This is a genomic window from Galbitalea sp. SE-J8 (assembly GCF_030345695.1).
Lineage (GTDB): Bacteria > Actinomycetota > Actinomycetes > Actinomycetales > Microbacteriaceae > JAUASV01.
The window spans coordinates 1-21,530 of record NZ_JAUASV010000027.1; the positions used below are offsets into that span (position 1 = coordinate 1).

Here is a 21,530-nt window from a genome sequence, read left to right on the forward strand (position 1 = left end):
GCGGGTGCCGCGGCGGGGGGCGCGGGTGCCGCGGCGGCGGGCTCTGCGGCGGGCTCGGCCACCGCATCCGGGATCTGCGCCTCGCCGCCGATCTGGCTCTCCGGGGCGGGCACCGACTCGGTGGCCTGCTGCCCGTAGTTCTCGAGGATGGGCCACCACGACCGGTCCACGCTCTCCCGGTCGACGAGGTACCGCTCGTACATCTCGTCGACGAGCCACTCGTTGGCGCCGAACGCGTTCGAGGGACTGTCCTCGGACTGCACTCCGGTCGTGGAGCTTGACACGGCTGATCGCCCACTCTCGTTCTGTCAGGTGTCGTGCGGGTGATGGACGCCCGTCGATGGACGCGCACCCCACGATCTTAATCACCTGCACCGCTCCGTGCGCGCACCGGCACCGCCCCGGCCCGGGGGCGGGAGGGCGGCATCCGGTAGAGTTCCGGGCACGATGGACGACCCTCCCAGTAGTCGACGCCCCTCCCTCCCCGAACGCGTGCACGATGCTCGCTGACTGGCTCATGCTCGCGGGCGGTCTGCTGCTCACCGTCGGCACCGGCGTGTTCGTCGCGAGCGAGTTCTCGCTCGTCAACCTCGACCGCGCCGACCTGGAGGCCCGCGAGGAGCGCGGCGAGCGGATGCTGTCCCCGGTCATCGGCGCGCTCAAGCACACCTCGACCCACCTCTCCAGCGCGCAGCTAGGCATCACCCTCACGACGCTGCTCACGGGCTACCTCATGGAGCCCGCGATCGGCGGCCTGCTCCGGCCGCTCGTGGAGCTCGCCGGCGTGCCCGGCGGAGTCGCCGCCGTCGCCTCGAGCGTCGTCGCGATCGTGATCGCGACGCTGCTCTCGATGATCCTCGGCGAGCTCGCGCCGAAGAACTTCGCACTCGCGGCGCCACTCGGCACGGCGAAGCTCGTGGTGCCGGTGCAGGTCGTGTTCACCGCGATCTTCCGCCCGGCGGTCGCGCTGCTCAACAACACCGCCAACGGCCTGCTGCGCCTCGTCGGCATCGAGCCGAAGGAGGAGCTATCCGGCGCGCGCACCGCCGAGGAGCTCAGCTCGCTCGTGCGCCGCAGCGCCACGGAGGGGCTGCTCGAGCGCGACACCGCGACGCTGCTCGCCCGCACGCTGGCGTTCTCCGAGCTCACCGCGCAGGACGTCATGACCCCGCGCCCGCGCGTCGCCGCGATCGACCGGTCGGACAGCGCGACCGACCTCATCGACCTCGCCCGGCGCACCGGGTTCTCGCGGTTCCCGGTCATCGACCAGCGCCTCGACGACGTCGTCGGCGTCGCGCACCTCAAGCAGGCGGTGGCCGTGCCGCGCGAGCGCCGCGCCGACGTGCCGGTCGGTGCCCTCGCATCCGATCCGCTACGGGTGCCCGAGACGATGCCCGTCGACGCGCTGCTCGGCGAGCTGCGCGGCGCCGGCTACCAGCTCGCCGTCGTCGTGGACGAGTACGGCGGCACCTCCGGCATCGCGACCCTCGAGGACCTCGTCGAGGAGCTCGTCGGCGAGGTGAGCGACGAACACGACCGTTCGCGGCCCGACGTGGTGCGCTCGCGCGACTGGCTGACCTTCCCCGGGCTGCTGCGCCCCGACGAGCTCGCCGACCGCGCGGGCGTGCAGGTGCCCGACGACGGCCCGTACGACACCGTGGCGGGCTGGATGATGAGCGAGCTCGGGCGCATCCCCGCGGTCGGCGACGTGGTCGGCATCGAGGCGGGGGAGTTCCGGGTCGAGCGGATGGACGGACGGCGGGTGGACCGCATCCGTTTCACGCCCGCGCCATCGGCCGCTCCCGCGACGCCCGAGGAGAGCCGATGAACGACTGGCTGGGACTCGCCGCGCTCGCGCTGCTGCTCGTCGTCAACGCGTTCTTCGTCGCGGCGGAGTTCGCCGTCATCTCGGCGCGCCGATCGCAGATCGAGCCGCGCGCCGAGGCCGGGTCGCGCGCCGCGAAGACCGCGCTCGTCGCCATGGAGCACGCCACGCTCATGCTCGCGACCACACAGCTCGGCATCACGGTCGCGTCGCTTCTCATCCTCAACGTGAGCGAGCCGGCGCTGCACCACCTCGTCGAGATCCCGCTCATCGCACTGCGGGTGAGCGAGCACGCGATCGGCGTCATCGCGTTCGTGGTGTCGCTCGTCGTGGTCTCGTTCCTGCACGTCGTGCTCGGCGAGATGGTGCCGAAGAACATCTCGTTCTCGGTGCCCGACCGCGCGGTGCTGCTGCTCGCTCCGCCGCTCGTGTTCTTCGCCCGGGCGTTCCGGCCGATCATCGTCGCGCTCAACGCCGCCGCGAACGGCGTCGTGCGCCTGTTCGGGCTCGAGCCGAAGAACGAGGCGACGAGCGTGTTCAACCTCGAGGAGGTGCAGACGATCGTCGCCACCTCGACGAAGGAGGGCGTGCTGACGGATGCCTCCGGCACCCTGAGCGCGGCGTTCGAGTTCACGTCGAAGAAGGCCCGGGACGTCGCGATCGGTCTCGCCTCGCTCGTCACGCTGCCCGAGGATGCGACGCCGGCGGACGTCGAGGACGCCGTCGCGCACCGCGGCTTCTCGCGCTACATCCTCGTCGACGACGCGGGCGAGCCGACGGGCTACGTGCACGTGAAGGACGTCATCGACCTGCGTCCCGACGAGAGCGACGTGCCGGTGCCGCCCAAGCGCATCCGTCAGCTCGTGTCGATCTTCCGCGACACCGACCTCGAGGACGCCCTCGCCACGATGCGCCGCTCCGGCGCCCACGTCGCCCGGATGTTCGACGAGGAGGGGCGCACCGTCGGCGTGCTGTTCCTCGAGGACATCATCGAGGAGCTCGTCGGCGAGGTGCAGGACTCGACGCGTCGCCGCTGACCGTGCGCCGACGAGGGGGTGGCTGCGCGTCGGAGCCCGCTACGGTGGCGGAATGAGCGACCCCCGCGCCTTCACCGCTGCGGATGCGGCGGCCCGCATCGCCGTGCCGACCGCGATGGACGACAAATACTCCCGCGGCGTGCTCGGCGTCATCACCGGCTCGGAGCGCTACCCGGGCGCCGCCGTGCTCGGGGTCGACGCCGCCCTGCACACCGGCGTCGGGATGGTGCGCTACCTCGGCCCGTCGCGGGCGTCGCAGCTCGTGCTCGGGCGTCGTCCCGAGGCCGTCACCGCGGACGGGCGCGTGCAGGCCTGGCTGATCGGCTCGGGAACGGATGCGGCCGAGCAGGAGCCCGCGACGCTCGCCGCGGCCGACAAGGCCCTCGGCCAGGGCGTTCCGCTCGTGCTCGACGGGGGAGCGCTCGAGCGCGCGCGGGAGGCGTCGTCGCCCGCGATCATCACGCCGCACCACGGCGAGCTCGCGCGGCTGCTCGGCGTCGGCCGGGCCGACGTGACCGCGGACCCGGGCGCCGCGGCCACCCGGGTTGCCCGTGAGCTCGGCGTCGTCGTGCTGCTCAAGGGCGCCGAGACGCACATCGTGGGCGGCGGCGCGCACCTCACCGTGACGGGGGCGCCCGCGTGGCTCGGCACGGCCGGAGCCGGCGACGCCCTCGCGGGCATCGTCGGCGCCCTCGTCGCGACGCACGCGGATGCCGTGGCCGGCTCCCGCGGTCCGGATGCCGGCTCCCGGGCCCCGGATGCCGTGGCCGGCGGCCCGGAGCTGCTCGCGGAGCTCGGCGCGGCATCCGTCGTCATCCACTCGCTCGCGGCGACCCGTGCGTCCGGCGGCGGTCCGTTCACGATCACGAGCCTCATCGAGGCGATCCCGGCGACGATCGCGGAGCTCCTCGCTCCTCCTCGATCCGCTGGTTGAGGAGCGCCGCCCCGCTGGTTGAGGAGCGCCGTGAGCGGAGCGAGCGTCGCGTCTCGAAACCAGCCGTATGCGGAGGGAGCTGTGGTGGTGGTCTCGAGACGCCGGCTCGCTGCGCTCGCGGGCTCCTCGACCGGCGGGCGAGTTCGCGGGTTCCTCGACCGGCGGTGTGGGGCTGTTCGTTCCGCTGGTTGAGGAGCGCCGTGAGCGGAGCGAGCGTCGCGTCTCGAAACCAGCCGTATGCGGAGGGAGCTGTGGTGGTGGTCTCGAGACGCCGGCTCGCTGCGCTCGCGGGCTCCTCGACCAGCGGGGTGGGGGGCTGCTTGCTCCGCTGGTTGAGGAGCGCCGTGAGCGGAGCGAGCGTCGCGTCTCGAAACCCGCCCGTATGCGGAGGCGGGGTGTGGTGGTCTCGAGACGCCGGCTCGCTGCGCTCGCGGGCTCCTCGACCAGCGGGCCAGTTCGCGGGCTCCTCGACCGGCGGGCCAGCGGGGTGGCTCGCGGGCTCCTCGACCGGCGGGCCAGCGGGGTGCCGCGGTCAGCCCGTGAACCGGGCGAGGAACGCCCGTGCGCGCGGCGTGCGCGGCGCCGAGAGCACCTCCGCGGCCGGACCCTGCTCGCCGATGACGCCGTCGTCGAGGAAGACCACACGGTGGGCGACGTCGCGCGCGAACGCCATCTCGTGCGTCGCCATCAGGATCGTGGTGCCGTCGGCCGCGAGGCCCCGCACGAGCTCGAGCACCTCGCCGACGAGCTCCGGGTCGAGCGCGCTCGTGATCTCGTCGAGCAGCAGCAGCGCGGGCTCCGAGGCGAGCGCCCGCGCGATCGCGACGCGCTGCTGCTGGCCGCCGGAGAGCCGGTCGGGGTAGGAGCGCGCGCGGTCGGCGAGGCCGATCCGGTCGAGCAGCCCGAGCGCGCGGTCGGCGGCCTCGGCCCTCGGCACGCCGTGCACGACGCGCGGCGCGAGCGCGATGTTCTCGAGCACGCTCAGGTGCGGGAACAGGTTGAACTGCTGGAACACGACGCCGATGCGGGAGCGCACGGCGTCCGCATCCGTCCTCGGATCGCTGATGTCGTCCGCGCCGAGCAGGATGCGGCCGTCGGCGATCGGCTGCAGCAGCGTGATGGCGCGCAGCAGCGTCGACTTGCCCGATCCGCTCGCGCCGATGAGCGCGACGACCTCGTGCGGCTGCACCTCGAGGTCGATGCCGCGCAGCACCTCGTGCTCGCCGAACGCGACGCGCACGCCCTCGAGCCGCAGCACGCTCACAGCACCGCTCCGATCTGCTCGCGCCGGCGAGCCCGCGCCGACAGCCAGTCGGTGAGCCGGATGAGCGGCAGCGCGAGCACGACGAACACGAGCCCGGCGACGACGTAGGGCGTGAAGTTCGCGGCCGTGCTCGTCTCGATCTGGGCGCGGCGCACCGCGTCGACGGCCCCCAGCACGGAGATGAGTCCGACGTCCTTCTGCATCGACACCAGGTCGTTCATGAGCGCGGGGGTCACCTTGCGCAGCGCCTGCGGCAGCACGATGAGGCGCATCGATTGGCCGTGCGAGAGCCCGAGCGAACGCGCCGCGAGCACCTGCGACGGGTGCACGGCCTCGATGCCCGCGCGCCACACCTCCGACACGTAGGCCGAGTACGTGAGCGTCAGGGCCAGCGTGCCGAGCAGTTCGGCGGGGATTCGCCCGTCGGTGAGCCGCAGTCCCGGGATGCCGAACCCGACGAGGTAGAGCACGACGATGAGCGGCAGGCCGCGGAACAGGTCCGCGTAGCCGATCGCGAGCGCGCGCAGCGGGAAGAACACGGGCCCGCGCAGCGTGCGCAGCGTCGCGAGCAGCAGCGAGAAGACCGCGACGGCGACGATCGAGTAGCCGAGCACGCGCAGGTTCACGACGAAGCCCTCGAGCACGCGCGGCAGTGCCGCGACGAGGGTCGGCCCGTCGAAGAAGCTCTGCCGCACCCGCGGCCAGCCCGGCGCGTTCGTCACGAGCAGCCATGCCGCGACCGCCACGACGATCGTCGAGACGACCGACACGAGCACCGAGCGCCGGCTCTGCCGTCGACGGAACGCCCGGCGGCCGAGCTCGAGGGAGCTCGGCCGCCGGGCGTTCGATTCGGTCACGGATGTCGACGCTAGTCGAGCACGGAGCGCGCGGACGGCGGGCGCACACTACTGCAGCACGGGCGCGCCGGCATCCGCTCCGAGCCACTGGTCGGCGATCGCGTCGAGCGTGCCGTCGGCGCGCAGCGAGTCGACCGCGGCCGTGACGGATGCGGTGAGCGGGCTGTCCTTGTCGAGCACGAAGCCCCATTCGTCGCTGACGCCGTCGGCGGCCGGCAGCTGACCGACGAGCTTGCCGCCGTCGAGCTCGACCCCGGTGAGGTAGAACGCGGTGGGCAGGTCGACGACGATCGCGTCGACCGTGCCGTTCTTGAGGGCGAGCACCGCGTCGTCGTTGTCGTTGAACACCTGCGGCTGCTGGTCGGGGGCGATGACGCTCTCGATGGCGGTGAGGCTCGTCGTGCCGGTCGCCGCGCCGAGCAGCACGCCCTTGAGGTCGGCGATCGACGTGGCGTCGGCGGCCTTCGTGCCCTCGACGGTGACGACGGCCTGCGGCGTCGCGTAGTACGGGCTCGAGAAGTCGACGTTCTTCTTGCGGTCGTCGGTGATCGTGAACTGCTGCAGGTTGATGTCGAACGACTTGGGTCCGGGCGCGATCGCCTCCTCGAATCCGGTGCGCACCCACTCGACGTCGCCCTTGCCGAAGCCGAGGCGGTCGGCGACGGCGTAGGCGACCGCGGCCTCGAAGCCGTCGCCCGTCGTCGGGTCGTCGTCGATGACGTAGGGGAAGTAGGCCGGATCGCCGGTCGCGATCGTGAGCTTGCCGGGCGTCACGTAGTCGTCCGCGCTCGGGGTGGTCGCCGCATCCGAGGCGCTCGACGTGGAGCCCGGCGCCGCGTCGTCCGCGGGGGCGCACGCCGCGAGCGACGTGAGCGCGGCGAGGGCGGCGACCGTCGCGATCGAGCGCGCTACGCGGGAACGGATGCCGCGGCTGCGGACCGTGCCGGTTCGGGACATGGCGGGACCTCCTGGGTGCTGTGGTCGACCATCCTTCCGGACCGCGCGTCTCGGCGGCGTGACATTGCGTCGCGTGACGCGCTGAAGCATCCGCAGTTCCTCTACGCTTGTCGGGTGAGGGGGCTTGTCGGGTGACGGGTGTCGAGCGCGCGACGAGCGTGGTTCCCGGCCGCGCGGCCGCTCTCGCCCTGTGCCGTCGGCTGGCACGCAGCCGGGTGGCGCTGTGGAGCGCGTTCGTGCTCGTGCAGCTCGGCTACGGGCTCGTCAACCTCACCTCGCCGAGCAACCCGATGGGCGACGTGCGCTACACCTACGCGCAGTGGGTGGATCAGGCGCTGCACGCGCACTACGTCGTCGGCATCGACGGCCCGTGGGTCTATCCGATCCTCGCGCTCGTGCCGATGGTGCTCGCCGCCGCGCTCGGCCCGGAGCTCTACCCGAGCACGTGGCTGAGCCTCGTGCTCGTGCTCGACCTCGTGGCGCTCGGCGCGCTCACCGGGTGGGGCCGGCCCGGGCGTCGCCTGGCGGGCGGCTGGTGGTGGACGCTGTTCCTCGCGCTCGTCGGCCCGATCGGCCTCGGCCGCATCGACGCGATCTCCGTGCCGCTCGTCATCGTCGGTCTCGTGCTCGTCGCCCGGCGCCCGGGGGTCGCGGCCGTGTTCGTCACGCTCGCCGCGTGGATCAAGGTGTGGCCGGCCGCGGTGCTCGTCGCGCTCGCCGTCGCGGCGCGCGAGCGTGCCGTGATCGTCCGCACCGCGCTCGTCACGAGCGGGGTCGTCGTGGTGCTGGCGCTCGCGTTCGGCTCGGGCCTCACCGTGTTCAGCTTCATCACGGAACAGACCGGTCGCGGACTGCAGATCGAGGCGCCGGTCAGCACGCCCTGGATGTGGCTCGCGGCGGCGCACGCGCCGGGCACCCTCGTCTACTACGACACCGACATCCTGACCTTCCAGGTCTCGGGCGACGGAACGGATGTCGCGAGCGCGCTCACGACCCCCGCGATGGCGCTCGCCGTGATCGCGGTCGTGCTGCTCGCCGTTCGGGCGGTGCGCCGGGGCGCCGAGCCGGCGGCCGTCGTCCTCCTGCTGACGCTCGCGCTCGCGACCGCGCTCATCGCGTTCAACAAGGTCGCCTCGCCGCAGTACGTGACGTGGCTCGCGGTGCCGATCGCCGTCGCCGTCGCACTCGGCGGGGTCGCCGCCCGGTCGGTGCGCACGGGCGGCCCGATCGTGCTCGCGATCGCGGCCCTCACGCAGCTCGTCTACCCGTACCTGTACGGCGACGTCGTCGGCGCCGAGCCTTCGATGATCGCCGTGCTCACCGCGCGCAACGCGCTGCTCGTCGCGCTGTTCGTGCTCACCGTCGTGCTCCTCGCGCGACTGCCCCGTGCCGCGACCGCGGTGACGGATACCGTGTCCGACCCCGACAGGCTGCCCACCCCATGACCGTCCCGCTCTCGCCCGCCCGGGCCCGCCTCGCCCTGCTCGCCCTCGCCCTCGGCGGATTCGGCATCGGCTCGACCGAGTTCGTCGTGATGGGCCTGCTGCCCAACATCGCCTCCGACCTGCTCCCGGCGCTCGACGCGACCGATCACGACGCCGCCGTCGCCCAGACCGGCTGGCTCATCTCGGCCTACGCGCTCGGGGTCGTGGTCGGAGCGCCCACGATCGCGGCGCTCGGCGCGCGCTTCCCGCGCAAGCGCCTCATCATCGTGCTGCTCGCCGCGCTGAGCCTCGCGACCGTGGCATCCGCGGTGCTGCCGACCTTCGGACTCGTGCTGCTCGCCCGCTTCGTCGCCGGACTGCCGCACGGCGCCTACTTCGGCATCGCCTCGCTCGTGGCCGCGAGCATCCTCGGCGAGGGCGCCCGCGCCCGCGGCGTCGCGTTCGTGCTCTCCGGGCTCACGATCGCGAACGTCATCGGCGTGCCGAGCATCACCTACCTCGGTCAGGCGGCGGGCTGGCGGGTCGCCTACCTCGCGGTGGCCGCGATCTTCGCGCTCGCCTGCGTGCTCGTCGCGCTCCTCGTGCCGTTCCAGGCCGGCGACTCCGCGGCCACCTTCCGCCGCGAGCTGGGCGCGTTCCGCCGCGGTCAGGTCTGGCTCGCGGTGCTCATCGGCTCGATCGGGTTCGGCGGCTTCTTCGCGGTCTACAGCTACATCGCGGATGTCGTCCAGGGCGTCACGAAGCTCGACGCCTCGTTCACGCCCATCGTGCTCGTCGCGCTCGGCCTCGGCATGACGATCGGCAACATCATCGGCGGCCGCGCCGCCGACCGGCACGTCATGCGCACGGTGTTCGCGTCGTTCGGGGCGTTCGCCGTCGCGCTCACCGGATTCGCGCTCACCGCGCAGTGGTGGCCGACCCTGCTGCTGTTCGCCTTCCTCGTCGGCGCGGTCGGCTCGTCGCTCGGGCCCGCGGTGCAGACCCGCCTGATGGATGTCGCGGGCGATTCCCAGACGCTCGCCGCGGCCCTCAACCACTCGGCGCTCAACATCGGCAACAGCCTCGGAGCATACCTCGGCGGCCTCGCGATCGCCGGCGGCCTCGGCTACACCGCGCCCGCGTGGGTCGGGCTCGCGCTGTGCGTGCCGGGCGCGGCCTTCGCGGTCGCGAGCTGGCGCGTGGAGCGCGCGAGCATCCGCTTCACCCCGCCGCTGCGCTGACGCCCGGGACGCGGGAGTGGTCGCTCACGCGCGTGCGAACCTGCTGCCCGGTGGCCTCATGGCCGCCGACCAGGATCACGAGCCGGTCGCCATCCGCGTCCGCCGCGCATCCGACCGCTCCGGGAATCCGATCAGCTCCTCGGCGGCAGGTCGCTCTCGATCAGGATGCCGTCCTCGATCGCCCGCTTGCGCAGCGCGACCTTCGTGCCGACGTCGAAGCCCGCGACGCGGTACTTCTCGCGGATGCGCTTGAGGTAGCTCTTCGCGGTCTCCTCGGAGATCGAGAGGTGGAACGCGACCGCCTTCACGGGCTCGCCGCCGCCGTACAGCGCCATCACGCGGCGCTCCTGCGCGCTGAGCTTGGGGGAGCCGCCGACCGTGCCCGCGTTGAGGGCGAGGTCGAGCTCGGCCGAGATGAAGCTCTCGCCGTTCCTCGCCGCGCGGATCGCCTCGACGATCATCTCCGCGTCCTCGCTCTTCACGAGGTAGCCGAGCGCGCCGGCCGCGAGCGCCTCGCGCACGACGTTCGGCTCGGAGTAGGTGCTCATGAGCACGACCTTCACGCCCGCCGACTTCAGCGTGGAGATCTTGAGCGAGACCGGGATGCTGTCCTTCAGATCGAGGTCGAGCAGCACGACGTCGACGGGGAAGTCGGGGCTCGTGAGCAGTTCGGGCCAGCTCGCGACCGCCACCACCATGTTGATGTCGTCGGCCGCGCGCCGGATCCACTCCGACAGCGCGCCCAGCAGCATCCGGTGGTCATCCACCAGTGCGAGGCGGATGCGGTTGTCACTCACTCGGTCCTCGTTTCGTCGTGCGATCGGCGAGTCAGATCCGGGCGGGATTGGCCACGAGGCACTCGATCCGCACGCGGAGGGTCGACTTCTGCGTGCTGTCAGAGTATCGCCCGACCCGCCGCACGGAGTCCCACGTGGACGGGTCGACACGATTTCGCGGCACGCCGGCCGCCTCGAGCTCGATGGGCACGAGCAGCAGCTGCGGATCGGCGGATGCCCCGGGCGCGATCGGCCCGATCGTCACGGACAGCGAGGTCGACTCGATCGGCCGGGTGCCGTCGCTCGCGAGCGCCCAGATGGCGCCGAGCAGCCCGTCGCGCTGGCCCGGGTCGAGCAGTCCCGCGAGCCCGCCGCGATCGTCGACGCTCACGGCGCGGCCGAGGAGCTCCGACTCCGAGATCGCGTGGTACAGCCAGGTCTCGCGCCGGCCCTCGATGAGGTGCAGGCGCAGCTCGGTCGCGAGCGTCGCGGCGACCGAGGCGGTCTTCGGGTCGAGCGGCAGCGGCGTGCGGCCCTGGGCGACGGAGTCGAGCAGGTCCTCGGCGGCGAGGTCGAGGCGCGCGAGCTCCTCCGAGGCGAGCATGCCGACGGCGAACCGGGGCGCCGAGACGGTGCTCTGCACGAGCGCGCGGTCGAGCTCCACCTGCACGAGCCGGCGGAAGCCGCGGATGGCGACCGCCGCGATCACGACCGGCAGCACCGCGAACCCGAGCGAGGTGATCTGCGGCGCGATCGCCTCCTGGAGGGCGCTCGCGGCGCCCGCAGCGCCGACCCCCTCGGGCGCGCTCGCGACCGCCGCGGCGGTCGTGAACCCCATGGCGATCGCGATGACCGCACCGAACGCGGACGCCGCGGCGATGAGCTGCCCGACCGGTCGCAGGGTCACGAACAGGGTGATCGACATCGTCGCGGTGAGCGCCGCCGTCGCGTGCCGGCCCACGTCGTGCAGCGGCCACACGGCGGCGAGGTCGAGCGCGACCGCGATCGCCGCGAGGGCGAGGAAGACCCCGAACATCCAGCCCGGGAACGGGTCGCCGAGGAGCCGGGTCGCCAGGAAGCCGCCGGCGAGGGCGACCGCGAGCACGATCCACGCGGCGAGCGCGAGACCGGGGGCCGGGTACAGCGTCCACTGGCCGACGAACCAGCTCAACCCGTAGAGGGCACGGATGCCGACGACGAGCGCGGCGCCGATGGCGATGAACGTCGTGCCGAGATTCTGCCGGTTCGGGCCGACGGTGCGCTCGACCTTCGCGGCGAGCGCCCGCCGCCCGCCGACGAGCACGTCGAGGGTGCGCTCCTCGGGCTCGACGGCGGTCATCGCGGCACCTCCAGCACGACGGTCGTGCCCGAGCCCGGCGCCGAGAACAGCCGGGCCCGTCCGCCGACCTCCTGGAGGCGGCCGACCACCGACTCCTTGAAGCCGAGGCGCGCCTGGTCGACGTCGTCCAGGCTGAAGCCGACCCCGGCATCCGTCACCATCGCGCGCACCGTCGTCGCGTCGTCGACGATCGTCACGTGCGCCTCGGTGACGCCCGAGTGCCGGCGCACGTTCTCCAGGCACTCGGCGAGCGCGAGCAGGAACGCGTCGAGCACGTGGCTCGGCAGCAGCACCTGGCCGGTGCCGTGCCAGCTGACGTCGAGCCCCATCCGGCCGAAGCGCTGCTTGACCGACTGCAGCGTCGTGCCGAGCTCGGTCTCGTCCACCGGGCTCTGCTTCACGTCGCTGCCGCCGTAGCTCTGCGGCGTCGGGCTCTGCCCGAGGCGCAGCTGGCGCAGCAGCTGGGCGTCGTCCGCCGCCTGGTCGCGCAGCGCGGCCGCGTTGACGCCGACGCCGGAGTGGGCGAGCAGGGTGAGCGTCGCGAGCACGGTGTCGTGCAGCAGCCGGGCGCCCTGGCGGCGCTGCGCCTCGATCTCGCTCGCCTGGCGCTCGGCGCGGTGCGCGCGGCCGATGCTCGCGATGCGCCGGGCCGCCTGCGGCACGCTCGCGCTGATCCAGATGCCGACGATCGCGGGGAGGGTCCAGCCGAGGGCGAGCAGCGCGGCCGTCGCGAACGGGTTCTGTCGCGTCGCCGTCGCCGACAGCGAGACGCCGCAGACGATGACGCAGCTCGCGACGAGCACGGCGACGCGGCGGCCCGTCGTCGTGAGCGTCACCGCGGTGGAGGCGACGGATGCCGCGGCGAGCTGCGTGATCGCGGAGAACGCCGACTGCGTCAGCGGGCCGCCCGCGCCGAAGCCGAGCAGGAAGATCAGGGCGAGACCGGTGGCGACGATGACGAGCACCCACATCGGCTCGCGGGACAGGCCGATGCGCCACTGGGCCACCGCGAGCACCGCGTAGAGCGGCAGGGCGACCACGAGGATCGTGGCCGGCACCGCGCCCGGCACGAGCAGGCACAGCACAGAGACCCCGGTGAAGCTCAGTCCGTAGACCCGGGCGATGCGCTGCAGCAGGCGATCCCGCTCCTTCGCGATCTGCTCCATGACTCCCGTTCGACCCGGCGGTCCCGCTCGCGGACGCGATCCGGGCACCCCCAGTGTGCCACCACAAATGGGGGTCCGGCAGCCGCGATCGGGGCACAACCTCCGGGGTACAGTCGAGCCCAGAGGGGTGCGCACGAGCTGCGCCGCCACACGTCGGACCATGGCCCGGACCGGTCCGACCCGGGGGATAGACGGGGCCGCATCGGCGATGCGGCCCCGTCCTCGCCTCAGCTCTCCAGCAGCGAGCGGATGTGCTCGCCCACGACCCCGTGCTCGATGAGGAACGCGTCGTGCCCGAACGGCGACGACACCACGACGGGCGCGTCGCCGGACACGAGCGTGCGGATGCCGCGGGCGATCTCCACCTGGTCGTCGAGCGGGAACAGCCGATCGGTGTCGACGCCGAGCACGAGCGTCCGCGCCGTGACCCGCGCGAGCGCCGCGGGGATGCCGCCGCGGTCGCGTCCGACGTCGTGCGAGTTCATCGCCTCCACGAGGGTGAGGTAGCTGTTGGCGTCGAACCGGCGGGTGAACTTGTTGCCGTGGAAGTCGAGGTAGCTCTCCACCGCGTACTTGCCGCCGCCGCCGAGCGGGTCCGCGCCGCTCTGCCACGAGCGCGCGAACCGCTCGTTGAGCTCGTCGGGGGAGCGGTAGTTGAGCAGCGCCATGCGCCGGGCGAGGGCGAGCCCGCGGTACGGGCCCTCCCCATCCGCCTGCTCGTAGTAGTCGCCGCCGTGGAACGCGGCGTCGGTGCGTACGGCGTCGAGCTGCACCGAGTTGAGCGCGATCTGGTCGGCGTCCGAGCGCGCCGGTGCGCACAGCACGGCGACGCGCTCGAGCCGGTCGGGCTGGCCGACCGCCCACTCGAGCGCGTGCATGCCGCCCATCGAGCCGCCGATGACGGCCGCGAACCGCGGGATGCCGAGCCGGTCGGCGAACGCGAGCTGGGCGGCCACCTGGTCGCGGATGGTGAGGAACGGGAAGCGCGATCCCCATTCGGTGCCGTCGGGTGCCGTCGACGCGGGGCCCGTGCTGCCCTGGCATCCGCCCAGCATGTTGGGCGCGACGACGAACCAGCGGTCGGTGTCGATCGCCTTGCCCGCGCCGACCACGCCGTTCCACCAGCCGGCGGTGGGATGCCCGTGGCCGGGTCCGCCGACGACGTGGCTGTCGCCGGTGAGCGCGTGCAGCACGAGCACGGCGTTGTCGCGCGCCTCGTTGAGCCGGCCCCAGGTCTCGTACGCGATGCGCACCGCCGGCAGCGCCGCCCCGCGCTCGAGCTCGAGGCGGCCGATCGACAGGAACCGGCGCTGGCCGGGATCGTCGCCCTCCCGCCAGGCGCCGGTGGCCGGAGGCTTGCCGAGGAGAGAGCGCGCGTTCGCCTCCGTGATGAAGGCCGACGGCACCGTGTCCTCGGGTGTCTGCCAGTCCATGGTCCTGCCAGTATCGGGCCGGGGCGCGGACTGTTACGCGCGCCGCCGGGCCGCCGCCGGTGGCGGCCCGGCGACCCGGCGGCGTCGGGTCAGGCGGTCGCTGCCGCAGCCGCGGAGGCAGCGCGGGCGGCGTCGAACCCGGCCTGCAGGTCGGCCTTGAGGTCGTCGACGTTCTCGATGCCCACCGAGAGCCGCACGAGTCCGGGCGTGACGCCGGTCGTGAGCTGCTGCTCGGGCGTGAGCTGCGAGTGCGTCGTCGAGGCCGGGTGGATGATGAGGCTGCGCACGTCGCCGATGTTGGCGAGGTGCGAGAACAGCGACACGTTCTCGACGAGCGCCTTGCCCGCGCCGACGCCGCCCTTGAGCTCGAACGAGAGCACGGCGCCGACGCCCTTCGGCGCGTACCGGTTCGCCGCGGCGTACCACGGGCTCGACGGGAGGCCGGAGTAGTTGACCGAGGCGACATCCGGGTGGTTCTCGAGCCACTCGGCGATCTCCTGCGCGTTCTGCGTGTGGCGCTCGATGCGCAGCGAGAGCGTCTCGATGCCCTGCAGCACGCTGAACGCGCTGTCGGGCGAGAGCGCCGCGCCGGTGTCGCGCAGCAGCTGCACGCGCGCCTTGATGACGTAGGCGATCGCGTCGCCGAGCACGGTCGTGTAGCTCGCGCCGTGGTACGACGGGTCGGGCTCGGTGAGCCCAGGGAACGCGTCGACGTGCTCGCTCCACGCGAATCGGCCGCCGTCGACGATCGCGCCCGCGATGACCGTGCCGTGGCCGCCGAGGAACTTCGTCGCGGAGTGCACGACGATGTCGGCGCCGAACTCGAACGGGCGGATGAGGTAGGGCGTCGCGATCGTGTTGTCGACGATGAGCGGGATCGCGTTCTCGTGCGCGATGCCCGCGACCTTCTCGATGTCGAGCACGTTGATGCGCGGGTTGCCGATCGTCTCGGCGAAGAACAGCTTCGTGTTCGGGCGCACCGCACGCGCCCACTCGTCGGCGTCGTCCTGGTCCTCGACGAACGTGACCTCGATGCCGAGCTTCGCGAGCGTGTACTTGAACAGGTTGTAGGTGCCGCCGTAGATCGACGACGACGACACGATGTGGTCGCCGCTGCCGGCGATGTTGAGCACGGCGTACGTGATGGCGGAGGAGCCGGAGGCCGTGGCGAGGGCTGCGGTGCCGCCCTCGAGTGCGGCGATGCGCTGCTCGAGCACGTCGGTCGTCGGGTTCATCAGCCGGGTGTAGATGTTGCCGAACTCGGCGAGCGCGAACAGGTTGGCCGCGTGCTCGGTCGAGTCGAAGACGTACGACGTCGTCTTGTAGATCGGGGTCGCGCGCGCGTGGGTGGTGGGGTCGGGCGCAGCTCCCGCGTGCACCTGCTGGGTCTCGAACTTCCAGTCGCTCATGGGGGCTCTCTCTCGTGGGGGCGGCGGCGTCTCTGCCGCCCCCGAGCGTAGGAGCGCGGTGGTGCGCGGACAACGGATGCCGACACGCGGCGTAATGCGGATCGGCGGCCGACTTGACAACGCACGACTACTCACGCAAGAGTACTCGCGTGTCCAGCATCCGTCTCTACATCCTGAGCACGCTCGCCGAGCGCGGGCCGCAGCACGGGCACGCGCTGCGCGGGATCGCGGAGCAGGAGCACGTGGACGAGTGGACCGACATCACGCCCGGCGCGCTCTACGGCGCCCTCAAGCGCATGCTCGCCGAGGGCCTCGTCGCCGTCGAGCGCACCGAGCGGGAGGGCAACTACCCCGAGCGGCAGGTCTACCGGATCACGGATGCCGGCGACGCGGCCGTGACGCGCATCCGTGCCGACATCTTCGCCACCGTCGCGGTGCGACCCGACCCGTTCGACCTGGCGCTCTCGAGCCCCGACCCCGCGCGGGTCGACGACCTCGGGGCCGACCTGCGCGAGCGGCGTGACGCCCTGCAGCGCCTGCTCGACGAGAAGACCGAGCACATCGCGAGCATCGAGCAGTACCTCTGGCTCGCCGAGCGCCTCACCCTCCGCCACGCCCTCCGCCGCATCGAGTCGGAGATCGCCTGGCACGACGACCTGCTGTCGCAGGTCCCTGAGATCATCGCCGACGAGAAAGAGCGTCGGCGCAGGAAAGGACAGAAGTCATGACCGACTCCACCGCAGCACCGACCGAGCGCAGCGGGCCGCCCGCGTGGACCCCGCCCGAGGGGGTGAGCGAGCGCCGGGCCTGGGCCGCCCTCGCGGTCGTGCTCATCGGCGCCTTCATGGCGCTGCTCGACACCACGATCGTCAACGTCGCGCTCCCGACCATCCGCGACTCGATCGACGCCGACGAGGCGACGCTCGCCTGGATCGTCTCGGGGTACGCGCTCGCCTACGGCCTGCTGCTCATCCCCGCGGGCCGCATCGGCGACCGCTTCGGGCACAAGTGGGTCTTCGTGGTCGGCCTCGCGGTGTTCACGCTCGCGAGCCTCGCGGCCGGCCTCGCGACCGACCCCGCCCAGCTCATCGTCGCGCGCGTCGTGCAGGGCCTCGGCGGGGGCATCTTCTTCCCCGCCGTGACGGCCTTCATCCAGCTGCTGTTCCCGCCGCAGAAGCGCGGCGCCGCGTTCGCGATCATGGGCGCCGTCATCGGCATCTCGTCGGCGCTCGGACCGATCGTCGGCGGCCTGCTCATCCAGGCGCTCGGCGACGAGACCGGCTGGCGCTGGATCTTCGCGGTCAACATCCCGATCGGCGTCATCGGCGTCGTCGCGGCGATCATCGTGATCCCGGCGGTCACGGCCGGCCGCAAGACGGCAGCGGATGTCGTCGGCCTCGTGCTGCTCGCCGCGGGCATCACGGCGCTGCTCGTCCCGCTCATCCAGGGTCAGGACGAGGGCTGGCCGCTGTGGACCTTCCTCTCGTTCGGCGCCGGGGTCGTGCTCCTCGTCGTGTTCTGGTTCTGGGAGGTGCGCCTCGCCAAGCGCGGCGTCAGCCCGCTCGTGCCGCCGCACCTGTTCTCGCACCCCTCGTTCACCGGCGGCACACTGCTCGCGATGATCTACTTCGCCGCGTTCACCTCGATCTTCTTCGTCATCGCGCTGCTCTGGCAGGCGGGCCTCGGCCACTCGGCGCTCGAGACGGGCCTCGTCACGATCCCGTTCGCGCTCGCCAACATCATCGGCGCGGCGCAGTCCGACCGGATTGCGCAGCGCTTCGGCCGCGGCGTGCTGCAGCTCGGCACCGCGCTCGTCGCCATCGGGCTCGCCGCGATCTGGGTGATCCTGTTCGCCGTCCCGGCCGCCGACCTGAACGCGTGGCTCTTCGTCGCCCCGCTCGCGGTCGCCGGCCTCGGCAACGGGTTCTTCATCGCCCCGAACGCGCGCTTCATCGTGGCCACGGTCGATCGCGCCGAGGCGGGTGCGGCATCCGGGGTCATCGGCACCGTGCAGCGCATCGGCTCGGCGATCGGCATCGCGGTCGTGTCGAGCGTGCTGTTCGCGGTCGCCGACCTCGACGGGATCGGGGCCGACATCCGCTCCGCCGTCGCGAGCGGCCAGTCGCCGGACGCCGCCTCGACGGCCGTGCTCGCCGACCACTTCGTGCCGGCCGCGACGACCGCGCTCGGACTCAGCGTCGCGTTCGCGGTCGTCGCTTTCGCGCTCGTGTTCGCACTCCCGAAGCGCGCCAGCCTGCACTGATCGGCTCGGGGTCGCGCGCGTCGGCTAACGGCGGCGCGACCCCGTCGGGTCGGTGCGGGAGCCGTCCCGCGCGCGGCCCGTCGCCCGATCCACCTCGTCGAGATCGCGCAGCAGCCAGCGCGGCTTCGGCTCGATGAGCCAGCGGAACACCCGTCGCACCGGCCACGATGCGAGCAGCACGGAGATCGCGATCGCGAACACGATGATGCCCGCGAGCCACGGCCACGACGAGTGCTCGCCGCGCAGCACGCCCGACTCCCGGATCGGGTAGAGCACGAACGAGTGCAGCAGGTAGACGTACATGGTCGCCTGCCCGAGCCCCGTCACCCAGGTGCGCCGGCGCGGGATGAGCACGAAGAACGCGGCGCTCAGCACGACCGCGAGCGCCATGAACGCGAGCCGCACGAGGCCGGCCCACCACGTCGTCGCGCCCAGCGCGCGGTACGAGTCGTCGTAGAAGAACCAGTGCGTCGGGTCGAACGAGGTCCAGAAGTCGATGAACACGGTGAGCGTCGCGAACCAGGCCGCGAGCACGACGGCCGCGATGACGCGGATCCACCAGGCCTGCCGGTCGGCGACCCGCCAGCGGTCGACGACGCGCCACTGCCGCACCTGCCAGCCGAGCAGGAAGAACGGCAGGATGCCGATCGCCCGGTCGAGCGAGAACGTCGAGTCGACGTTCGGCCAGTAGCCGACGAGCACCGAGAACGCGACCGCCCAGATGAGCGGCAGGCGGATGAGCACGAGGTAGGGCAGCACGAGGCGGAAGATGCCGAGGGCGAGCAGGAACCACAGCGTCCAGCTCGGCTCGGTCGGGTTGAACGAGATGCCGTCGGAGACGTCGAAGGCCCACTGCACGAGCGTCCAGATGATCTCCATGACGAAGTACGGCAGCAGGATGTCGCTGAGCACCTTGCGCATCTGGCGCGTTCCCGGCGGACTCGCCTTCGAGAAGTAGCCGGAGATCATCGCGAACGCCGGCATGTGGAAGGCGTAGATGAAGAAGTAGACGATCTGCGCGTTGTCGCTGTCGTACGTCATCCGCTGGATCGCGTGGCCGATCACGACGAGCGTCACGCACGCGAACCGCGCGTTGTCCCAGAACGGCACCCGGTTCTTGCGCGGCGCCGCGGGCGTCGCGGGGGCGGCATCCGAGCGCGATCCGGGCGTCGGAACGGATGCGGCGGATGCGTCGGTCACGTTCGCCAGGCTAGCCACGGCGACCGGTGGACGGACGGCTCCGGCCGCGCCTCTAGGGTGGATTCATGGCGTATCGCGTGGTTGTGACAGGGGCGAGTTCGGGGATCGGAGCGGCGACGGTGCGGGAGTTCCGCGCCCGCGGATGGGACGTGCTGGGCGTCGCCCGGCGCGCCGATCGGCTGGCGGCGCTCGCCGCCGAGACCGGTGCCGACGTGTTCACCGCGGACCTCACGGTGCAGGCCGACATCGACGCCCTGCGCGATCGCGTCGACGAGCTCGGCGGGGTCCACGCGCTCGTCAACAACGCCGGCGGGGCGTTCGGGCTCGACTCGGTCGAGGCGGGGGATCCGGACGACTGGCGCCGCATGTACGAGATCAACGTCATCGGCGTGAAGCAGGTGACGAGCGCGCTGCTGCCGGGGCTGCGGCGCGGCTCGCTGGAGCGCGGCTCGGGCGACATCGTGACGATCACCTCGATCGCCGCGCACACGGCGTACGAGGGCGGCGGCGGGTACAACGCCGCGAAGTTCGCCGCGCGCGCGATGACCGCCGTGCTGCGGCTCGAGCTCGCCGGGGAGCCGTTGCGCGTCATCGAGATCGCGCCGGGCATGGTGCACACCGAGGAGTTCAGCCTCACCCGTTTCGACGGCGACCAGGCGCGGGCGGATGCCGTCTACGCCGACGTGCCCGGACCGCTCGTCGCCGAGGACGTCGCGGAGGCGATCGTGCACGCCGTCGAGCTGCCGAGCCACGTCAACCTCGACCTCGTGACGATCAAGCCGGTCGCGCAGGCGGCGCCGCACAAGGTGATCAAGGGCGCCCTGACCCCCCGCCTCTGACCCTCCCTCCCCGTGTGAGGACGTTCTGCGCGTGTGAGGACGGCGCGGACCGTCCTTACACGCGCAGAACGTCCTCACGTGGGGTCTCGGCGTCCGCGAAGGCGAGCTTCGGCACGAAGAACAGCAGCACGGCGGCCGCGAGCGCGCCGACGCCGCAGATCACCCACGTCGTCAGGTAGCCCGAGAAGGATGCGGCGGTGCCGGCGACCCCGACGGCGCCCGTCGCGAGCACGATGCCGAACACGGATGACGCGAACGAGCCGCCGATCGTCTTGGTCGTGTTCGTCATCCCGGCCGCGATGCCGGTGCGCCCGCGCGGCGCGGCCGCGGCCGCGGCCGCGGGGAGCGCCGCGACGAGCGCGCCCGAGCCGATGCCCGCGACGACCATGTTGATGACCACCTCGAGCGTCGTGGCGTGCAACGGGATGAACGCGAGGTACCCGGCCGCGACGAAGAACGCCGCGACGATGAGCGCGATCCGCGGGCTCGACCGGCGCGACAGCACCGGGAACAGCAGCGCGCCGACGATCATCGAGATGAGGTACACGCCGATCACGATCGACCGACCGCCCGACGAGAGGCCGAGACCGTAGCCGACCTCGGCCGGGTTCGTGCCCGCGTACGTCGAGAGCGGCGTCTGCGCGCCGAGCACCGCGATGCCGAACAGTCCCGCGGTGACCTGCACGGGCCACATCTCCGGCCGCCGCAACATCCGCAGATCGATCGCCGGATCGGCCTGCCGCAGCTCGTACCGCGCGAACGGCGCGAGCAGCACGAGCCCGGCGGCGATGACCAGCCACGGCCACAGCGACCCCGGGCCGTTCGCGTGCAGCAGGGTCAGTCCGGTCGTCACGCCGGCGAGCGCGAGGGCGAGCAGCACGAAGCCGAGGCCGTCGAGCGTGCGACCGGGCAGCGGCTGCGACTCGGGCACGCCGAACAGGATCGCGAAGAACACGAGCGTCACCGCGACCGCGGGCACCACGAGGGTCGGGGCGACGGCGTCTCCGAGCAGGCCGAACACGGCGCTTCCGCCGAGCGCGCCGAGGATCGCGCCGAGCTCGAGCGCGACGACGAGGAAGCCCGCCGCTCGGCGGGTCTGGCTCGCGGCCGCGCCGCTGCGGCGTCCCGCGTCGAAGATGAGCGCGACCTCGAGCGGCAGCCACACCGTGTAGAAGCCCTGGAACGCGAACGCCGCGAGGTAGCTCCAGAAGCCGCCCGCGAGCACCAGCCCCCAGCTCGCGAGCGCCGTCACGACGGTCGCGATCAGCAGCATCCGCTTGTGCCCGTACATGTCGCCGAGCTTCGCGAGCACGGGCACGACGAGCGCCGAGACGAGCAGCTGGATCGCCTCGAACCAGTTGTACTGCGCGTCCGTGATGCCCAGGTGCCGGGCGATGTCGCTGATCAGCGGCACGTAATAGCCCTGCAGGATGCCGCTCACGAGCTCGAGGGCGAACAGGAAGCCGACCAGGCGGAAGGTCACGCGGGCGGTGCTCTCGGGAATCGCCGTCATACACGGATGCTATCCGTGCACCCGCGCCGGCCACGTCATCGCCGACGCCCGCC

Annotated in this window: 19 protein-coding genes; 8 read left to right on the forward strand and 11 right to left on the reverse strand. The window is 72.4% G+C overall.

Annotated elements, in window-relative coordinates; genetic code table 11:
- The coding region (locus QT381_RS14145) for a 2-oxoglutarate dehydrogenase E1 subunit family protein (RefSeq protein ID WP_289249682.1) at nucleotides 1-284 on the reverse strand (284 nt) is incomplete at its 3' end.
- Between the two features lie 215 nt (nucleotides 285-499).
- Between QT381_RS14145 and QT381_RS14150 the strand changes: the two genes are divergently transcribed.
- Genes QT381_RS14150 through QT381_RS14160 form a run of 3 tightly spaced genes read left to right on the forward strand, consistent with a single transcriptional unit; the run spans nucleotide 500 to nucleotide 3,796 of the window.
- Nucleotides 500-1,828, forward strand: coding sequence for a hemolysin family protein (locus QT381_RS14150; RefSeq protein ID WP_289249683.1), 1,329 nt, complete (start codon nucleotides 500-502; stop codon nucleotides 1,826-1,828).
- A complete protein-coding gene (locus QT381_RS14155; protein WP_289249684.1) occupies nucleotides 1,825-2,862 on the forward strand; it encodes a hemolysin family protein in 1,038 nt (345 codons plus the stop codon). Before QT381_RS14150 ends, QT381_RS14155 begins: the two co-directional genes overlap by 4 nt.
- A 52-nt stretch (nucleotides 2,863-2,914) precedes the next feature.
- On the forward strand, nucleotides 2,915-3,796 hold the full coding sequence (locus QT381_RS14160) for an ADP-dependent NAD(P)H-hydrate dehydratase (protein ID WP_289249685.1): 882 nt from the start codon (nucleotides 2,915-2,917) through the stop codon (nucleotides 3,794-3,796).
- A 532-nt stretch (nucleotides 3,797-4,328) separates the two neighbouring features.
- On the opposite strand, the gene QT381_RS14165 is transcribed toward QT381_RS14160, so the two are convergent.
- From QT381_RS14165 to QT381_RS14175, 3 genes are read right to left on the reverse strand one after another with little or no spacing between them, the layout of a single operon-like run.
- Nucleotides 4,329-5,060 (reverse strand): amino acid ABC transporter ATP-binding protein, encoded by a 732-nt coding sequence (locus QT381_RS14165; protein WP_289249686.1) that lies wholly within the window; start codon nucleotides 5,058-5,060, stop codon nucleotides 4,329-4,331.
- Nucleotides 5,057-5,917: an amino acid ABC transporter permease gene (locus tag QT381_RS14170; protein WP_289249687.1), complete on the reverse strand. Its 861-nt coding sequence runs from the start codon at nucleotides 5,915-5,917 to the stop codon at nucleotides 5,057-5,059. Before QT381_RS14170 ends, QT381_RS14165 begins: the two co-directional genes overlap by 4 nt.
- A 48-nt stretch (nucleotides 5,918-5,965) precedes the next feature.
- Entirely contained in the window at nucleotides 5,966-6,874 is a 909-nt protein-coding gene (locus QT381_RS14175) for an ABC transporter substrate-binding protein (protein ID WP_289249688.1), read from the reverse strand.
- 131 nt (nucleotides 6,875-7,005) lie between these two features.
- Between QT381_RS14175 and QT381_RS14180 the strand changes: the two genes are divergently transcribed.
- The gene (locus tag QT381_RS14180; RefSeq protein ID WP_289249689.1) at nucleotides 7,006-8,319 is read left to right on the forward strand and encodes a glycosyltransferase 87 family protein; all 1,314 of its coding nucleotides are present in this window, start codon (nucleotides 7,006-7,008) and stop codon (nucleotides 8,317-8,319) included.
- Nucleotides 8,316-9,539 carry an MFS transporter gene (locus QT381_RS14185; RefSeq protein WP_289249690.1) on the forward strand — a complete coding sequence of 408 codons (1,224 nt, stop codon included), beginning with the start codon at nucleotides 8,316-8,318 and terminating at the stop codon, nucleotides 9,537-9,539. The genes QT381_RS14180 and QT381_RS14185 overlap by 4 nt, the downstream gene beginning before the upstream one ends.
- Before the next feature lie 131 nt (nucleotides 9,540-9,670).
- Here the strand turns inward: QT381_RS14185 and QT381_RS14190 are convergent, their stop codons facing one another.
- The 5 genes from QT381_RS14190 to QT381_RS14210 form a co-directional block, all read right to left on the reverse strand.
- A complete protein-coding gene (locus QT381_RS14190) occupies nucleotides 9,671-10,336 on the reverse strand; it encodes a response regulator transcription factor (protein ID WP_289249691.1) in 666 nt (221 codons plus the stop codon).
- A 31-nt stretch (nucleotides 10,337-10,367) separates the two neighbouring features.
- The gene (locus QT381_RS14195; protein WP_289249692.1) at nucleotides 10,368-11,654 is read right to left on the reverse strand and encodes a hypothetical protein; all 1,287 of its coding nucleotides are present in this window, start codon (nucleotides 11,652-11,654) and stop codon (nucleotides 10,368-10,370) included.
- Nucleotides 11,651-12,820: a sensor histidine kinase gene (locus tag QT381_RS14200; RefSeq protein WP_289249693.1), complete on the reverse strand. Its 1,170-nt coding sequence runs from the start codon at nucleotides 12,818-12,820 to the stop codon at nucleotides 11,651-11,653. The genes QT381_RS14195 and QT381_RS14200 overlap by 4 nt, the downstream gene beginning before the upstream one ends.
- Before the next feature lie 227 nt (nucleotides 12,821-13,047).
- On the reverse strand, nucleotides 13,048-14,253 hold the full coding sequence (gene metX / locus QT381_RS14205) for a homoserine O-acetyltransferase MetX (protein WP_289249694.1): 1,206 nt from the start codon (nucleotides 14,251-14,253) through the stop codon (nucleotides 13,048-13,050).
- Nucleotides 14,254-14,342: 89 nt separating this feature from the next.
- On the reverse strand, nucleotides 14,343-15,662 hold the full coding sequence (locus tag QT381_RS14210) for a bifunctional o-acetylhomoserine/o-acetylserine sulfhydrylase (protein WP_289249695.1): 1,320 nt from the start codon (nucleotides 15,660-15,662) through the stop codon (nucleotides 14,343-14,345).
- 149 nt (nucleotides 15,663-15,811) lie between these two features.
- Here QT381_RS14210 and QT381_RS14215 point away from each other — a divergent pair, with 149 nt between their 5' ends.
- Nucleotides 15,812-16,390, forward strand: a complete 579-nt coding sequence (locus QT381_RS14215; RefSeq protein ID WP_289249696.1) for a PadR family transcriptional regulator — start codon at nucleotides 15,812-15,814, stop codon at nucleotides 16,388-16,390.
- A complete protein-coding gene (locus tag QT381_RS14220) occupies nucleotides 16,387-17,925 on the forward strand; it encodes an MFS transporter (RefSeq protein ID WP_289249697.1) in 1,539 nt (512 codons plus the stop codon). The genes QT381_RS14215 and QT381_RS14220 overlap by 4 nt, the downstream gene beginning before the upstream one ends.
- 24 nt (nucleotides 17,926-17,949) lie before the next feature.
- Here the strand turns inward: QT381_RS14220 and QT381_RS14225 are convergent, their stop codons facing one another.
- Complete coding sequence (locus QT381_RS14225) at nucleotides 17,950-19,125, reverse strand: acyltransferase family protein (RefSeq protein ID WP_289249698.1); 1,176 nt, start codon at nucleotides 19,123-19,125, stop codon at nucleotides 17,950-17,952.
- A gap of 65 nt (nucleotides 19,126-19,190) precedes the next feature.
- Here QT381_RS14225 and QT381_RS14230 point away from each other — a divergent pair, with 65 nt between their 5' ends.
- A complete protein-coding gene (locus QT381_RS14230) occupies nucleotides 19,191-19,964 on the forward strand; it encodes an SDR family oxidoreductase (RefSeq protein ID WP_289249699.1) in 774 nt (257 codons plus the stop codon).
- Between the two features lie 55 nt (nucleotides 19,965-20,019).
- On the opposite strand, the gene QT381_RS14235 is transcribed toward QT381_RS14230, so the two are convergent.
- On the reverse strand, nucleotides 20,020-21,477 hold the full coding sequence (locus QT381_RS14235; RefSeq protein ID WP_289249700.1) for an MFS transporter: 1,458 nt from the start codon (nucleotides 21,475-21,477) through the stop codon (nucleotides 20,020-20,022).
- Nucleotides 21,478-21,530 lie beyond the last annotated feature (53 nt).

Excerpts from the sequence above, each read along its gene's own strand:
- QT381_RS14150 (WP_289249683.1), top strand. The coding sequence starts at position 500 with ATGCTCGCTGACTGGCTCATGCTCGCGGGCGGTCTGCTGCTCACCGTC.
- QT381_RS14155 (WP_289249684.1), top strand. The coding sequence starts at position 1,825 with ATGAACGACTGGCTGGGACTCGCCGCGCTCGCGCTGCTGCTCGTCGTC.
- QT381_RS14160 (WP_289249685.1), top strand. The coding sequence starts at position 2,915 with ATGAGCGACCCCCGCGCCTTCACCGCTGCGGATGCGGCGGCCCGCATC.
- QT381_RS14175 (WP_289249688.1), bottom strand. The coding sequence starts at position 6,874 with ATGTCCCGAACCGGCACGGTCCGCAGCCGCGGCATCCGTTCCCGCGTA.
- QT381_RS14185 (WP_289249690.1), top strand. The coding sequence starts at position 8,316 with ATGACCGTCCCGCTCTCGCCCGCCCGGGCCCGCCTCGCCCTGCTCGCC.
- QT381_RS14195 (WP_289249692.1), bottom strand. The coding sequence starts at position 11,654 with ATGACCGCCGTCGAGCCCGAGGAGCGCACCCTCGACGTGCTCGTCGGC.
- QT381_RS14200 (WP_289249693.1), bottom strand. The coding sequence starts at position 12,820 with ATGGAGCAGATCGCGAAGGAGCGGGATCGCCTGCTGCAGCGCATCGCC.
- metX (WP_289249694.1), bottom strand. The coding sequence starts at position 14,253 with ATGGACTGGCAGACACCCGAGGACACGGTGCCGTCGGCCTTCATCACG.
- QT381_RS14210 (WP_289249695.1), bottom strand. The coding sequence starts at position 15,662 with ATGAGCGACTGGAAGTTCGAGACCCAGCAGGTGCACGCGGGAGCTGCG.
- QT381_RS14220 (WP_289249697.1), top strand. The coding sequence starts at position 16,387 with ATGACCGACTCCACCGCAGCACCGACCGAGCGCAGCGGGCCGCCCGCG.
- QT381_RS14230 (WP_289249699.1), top strand. The coding sequence starts at position 19,191 with ATGGCGTATCGCGTGGTTGTGACAGGGGCGAGTTCGGGGATCGGAGCG.
- QT381_RS14235 (WP_289249700.1), bottom strand. The coding sequence starts at position 21,477 with ATGACGGCGATTCCCGAGAGCACCGCCCGCGTGACCTTCCGCCTGGTC.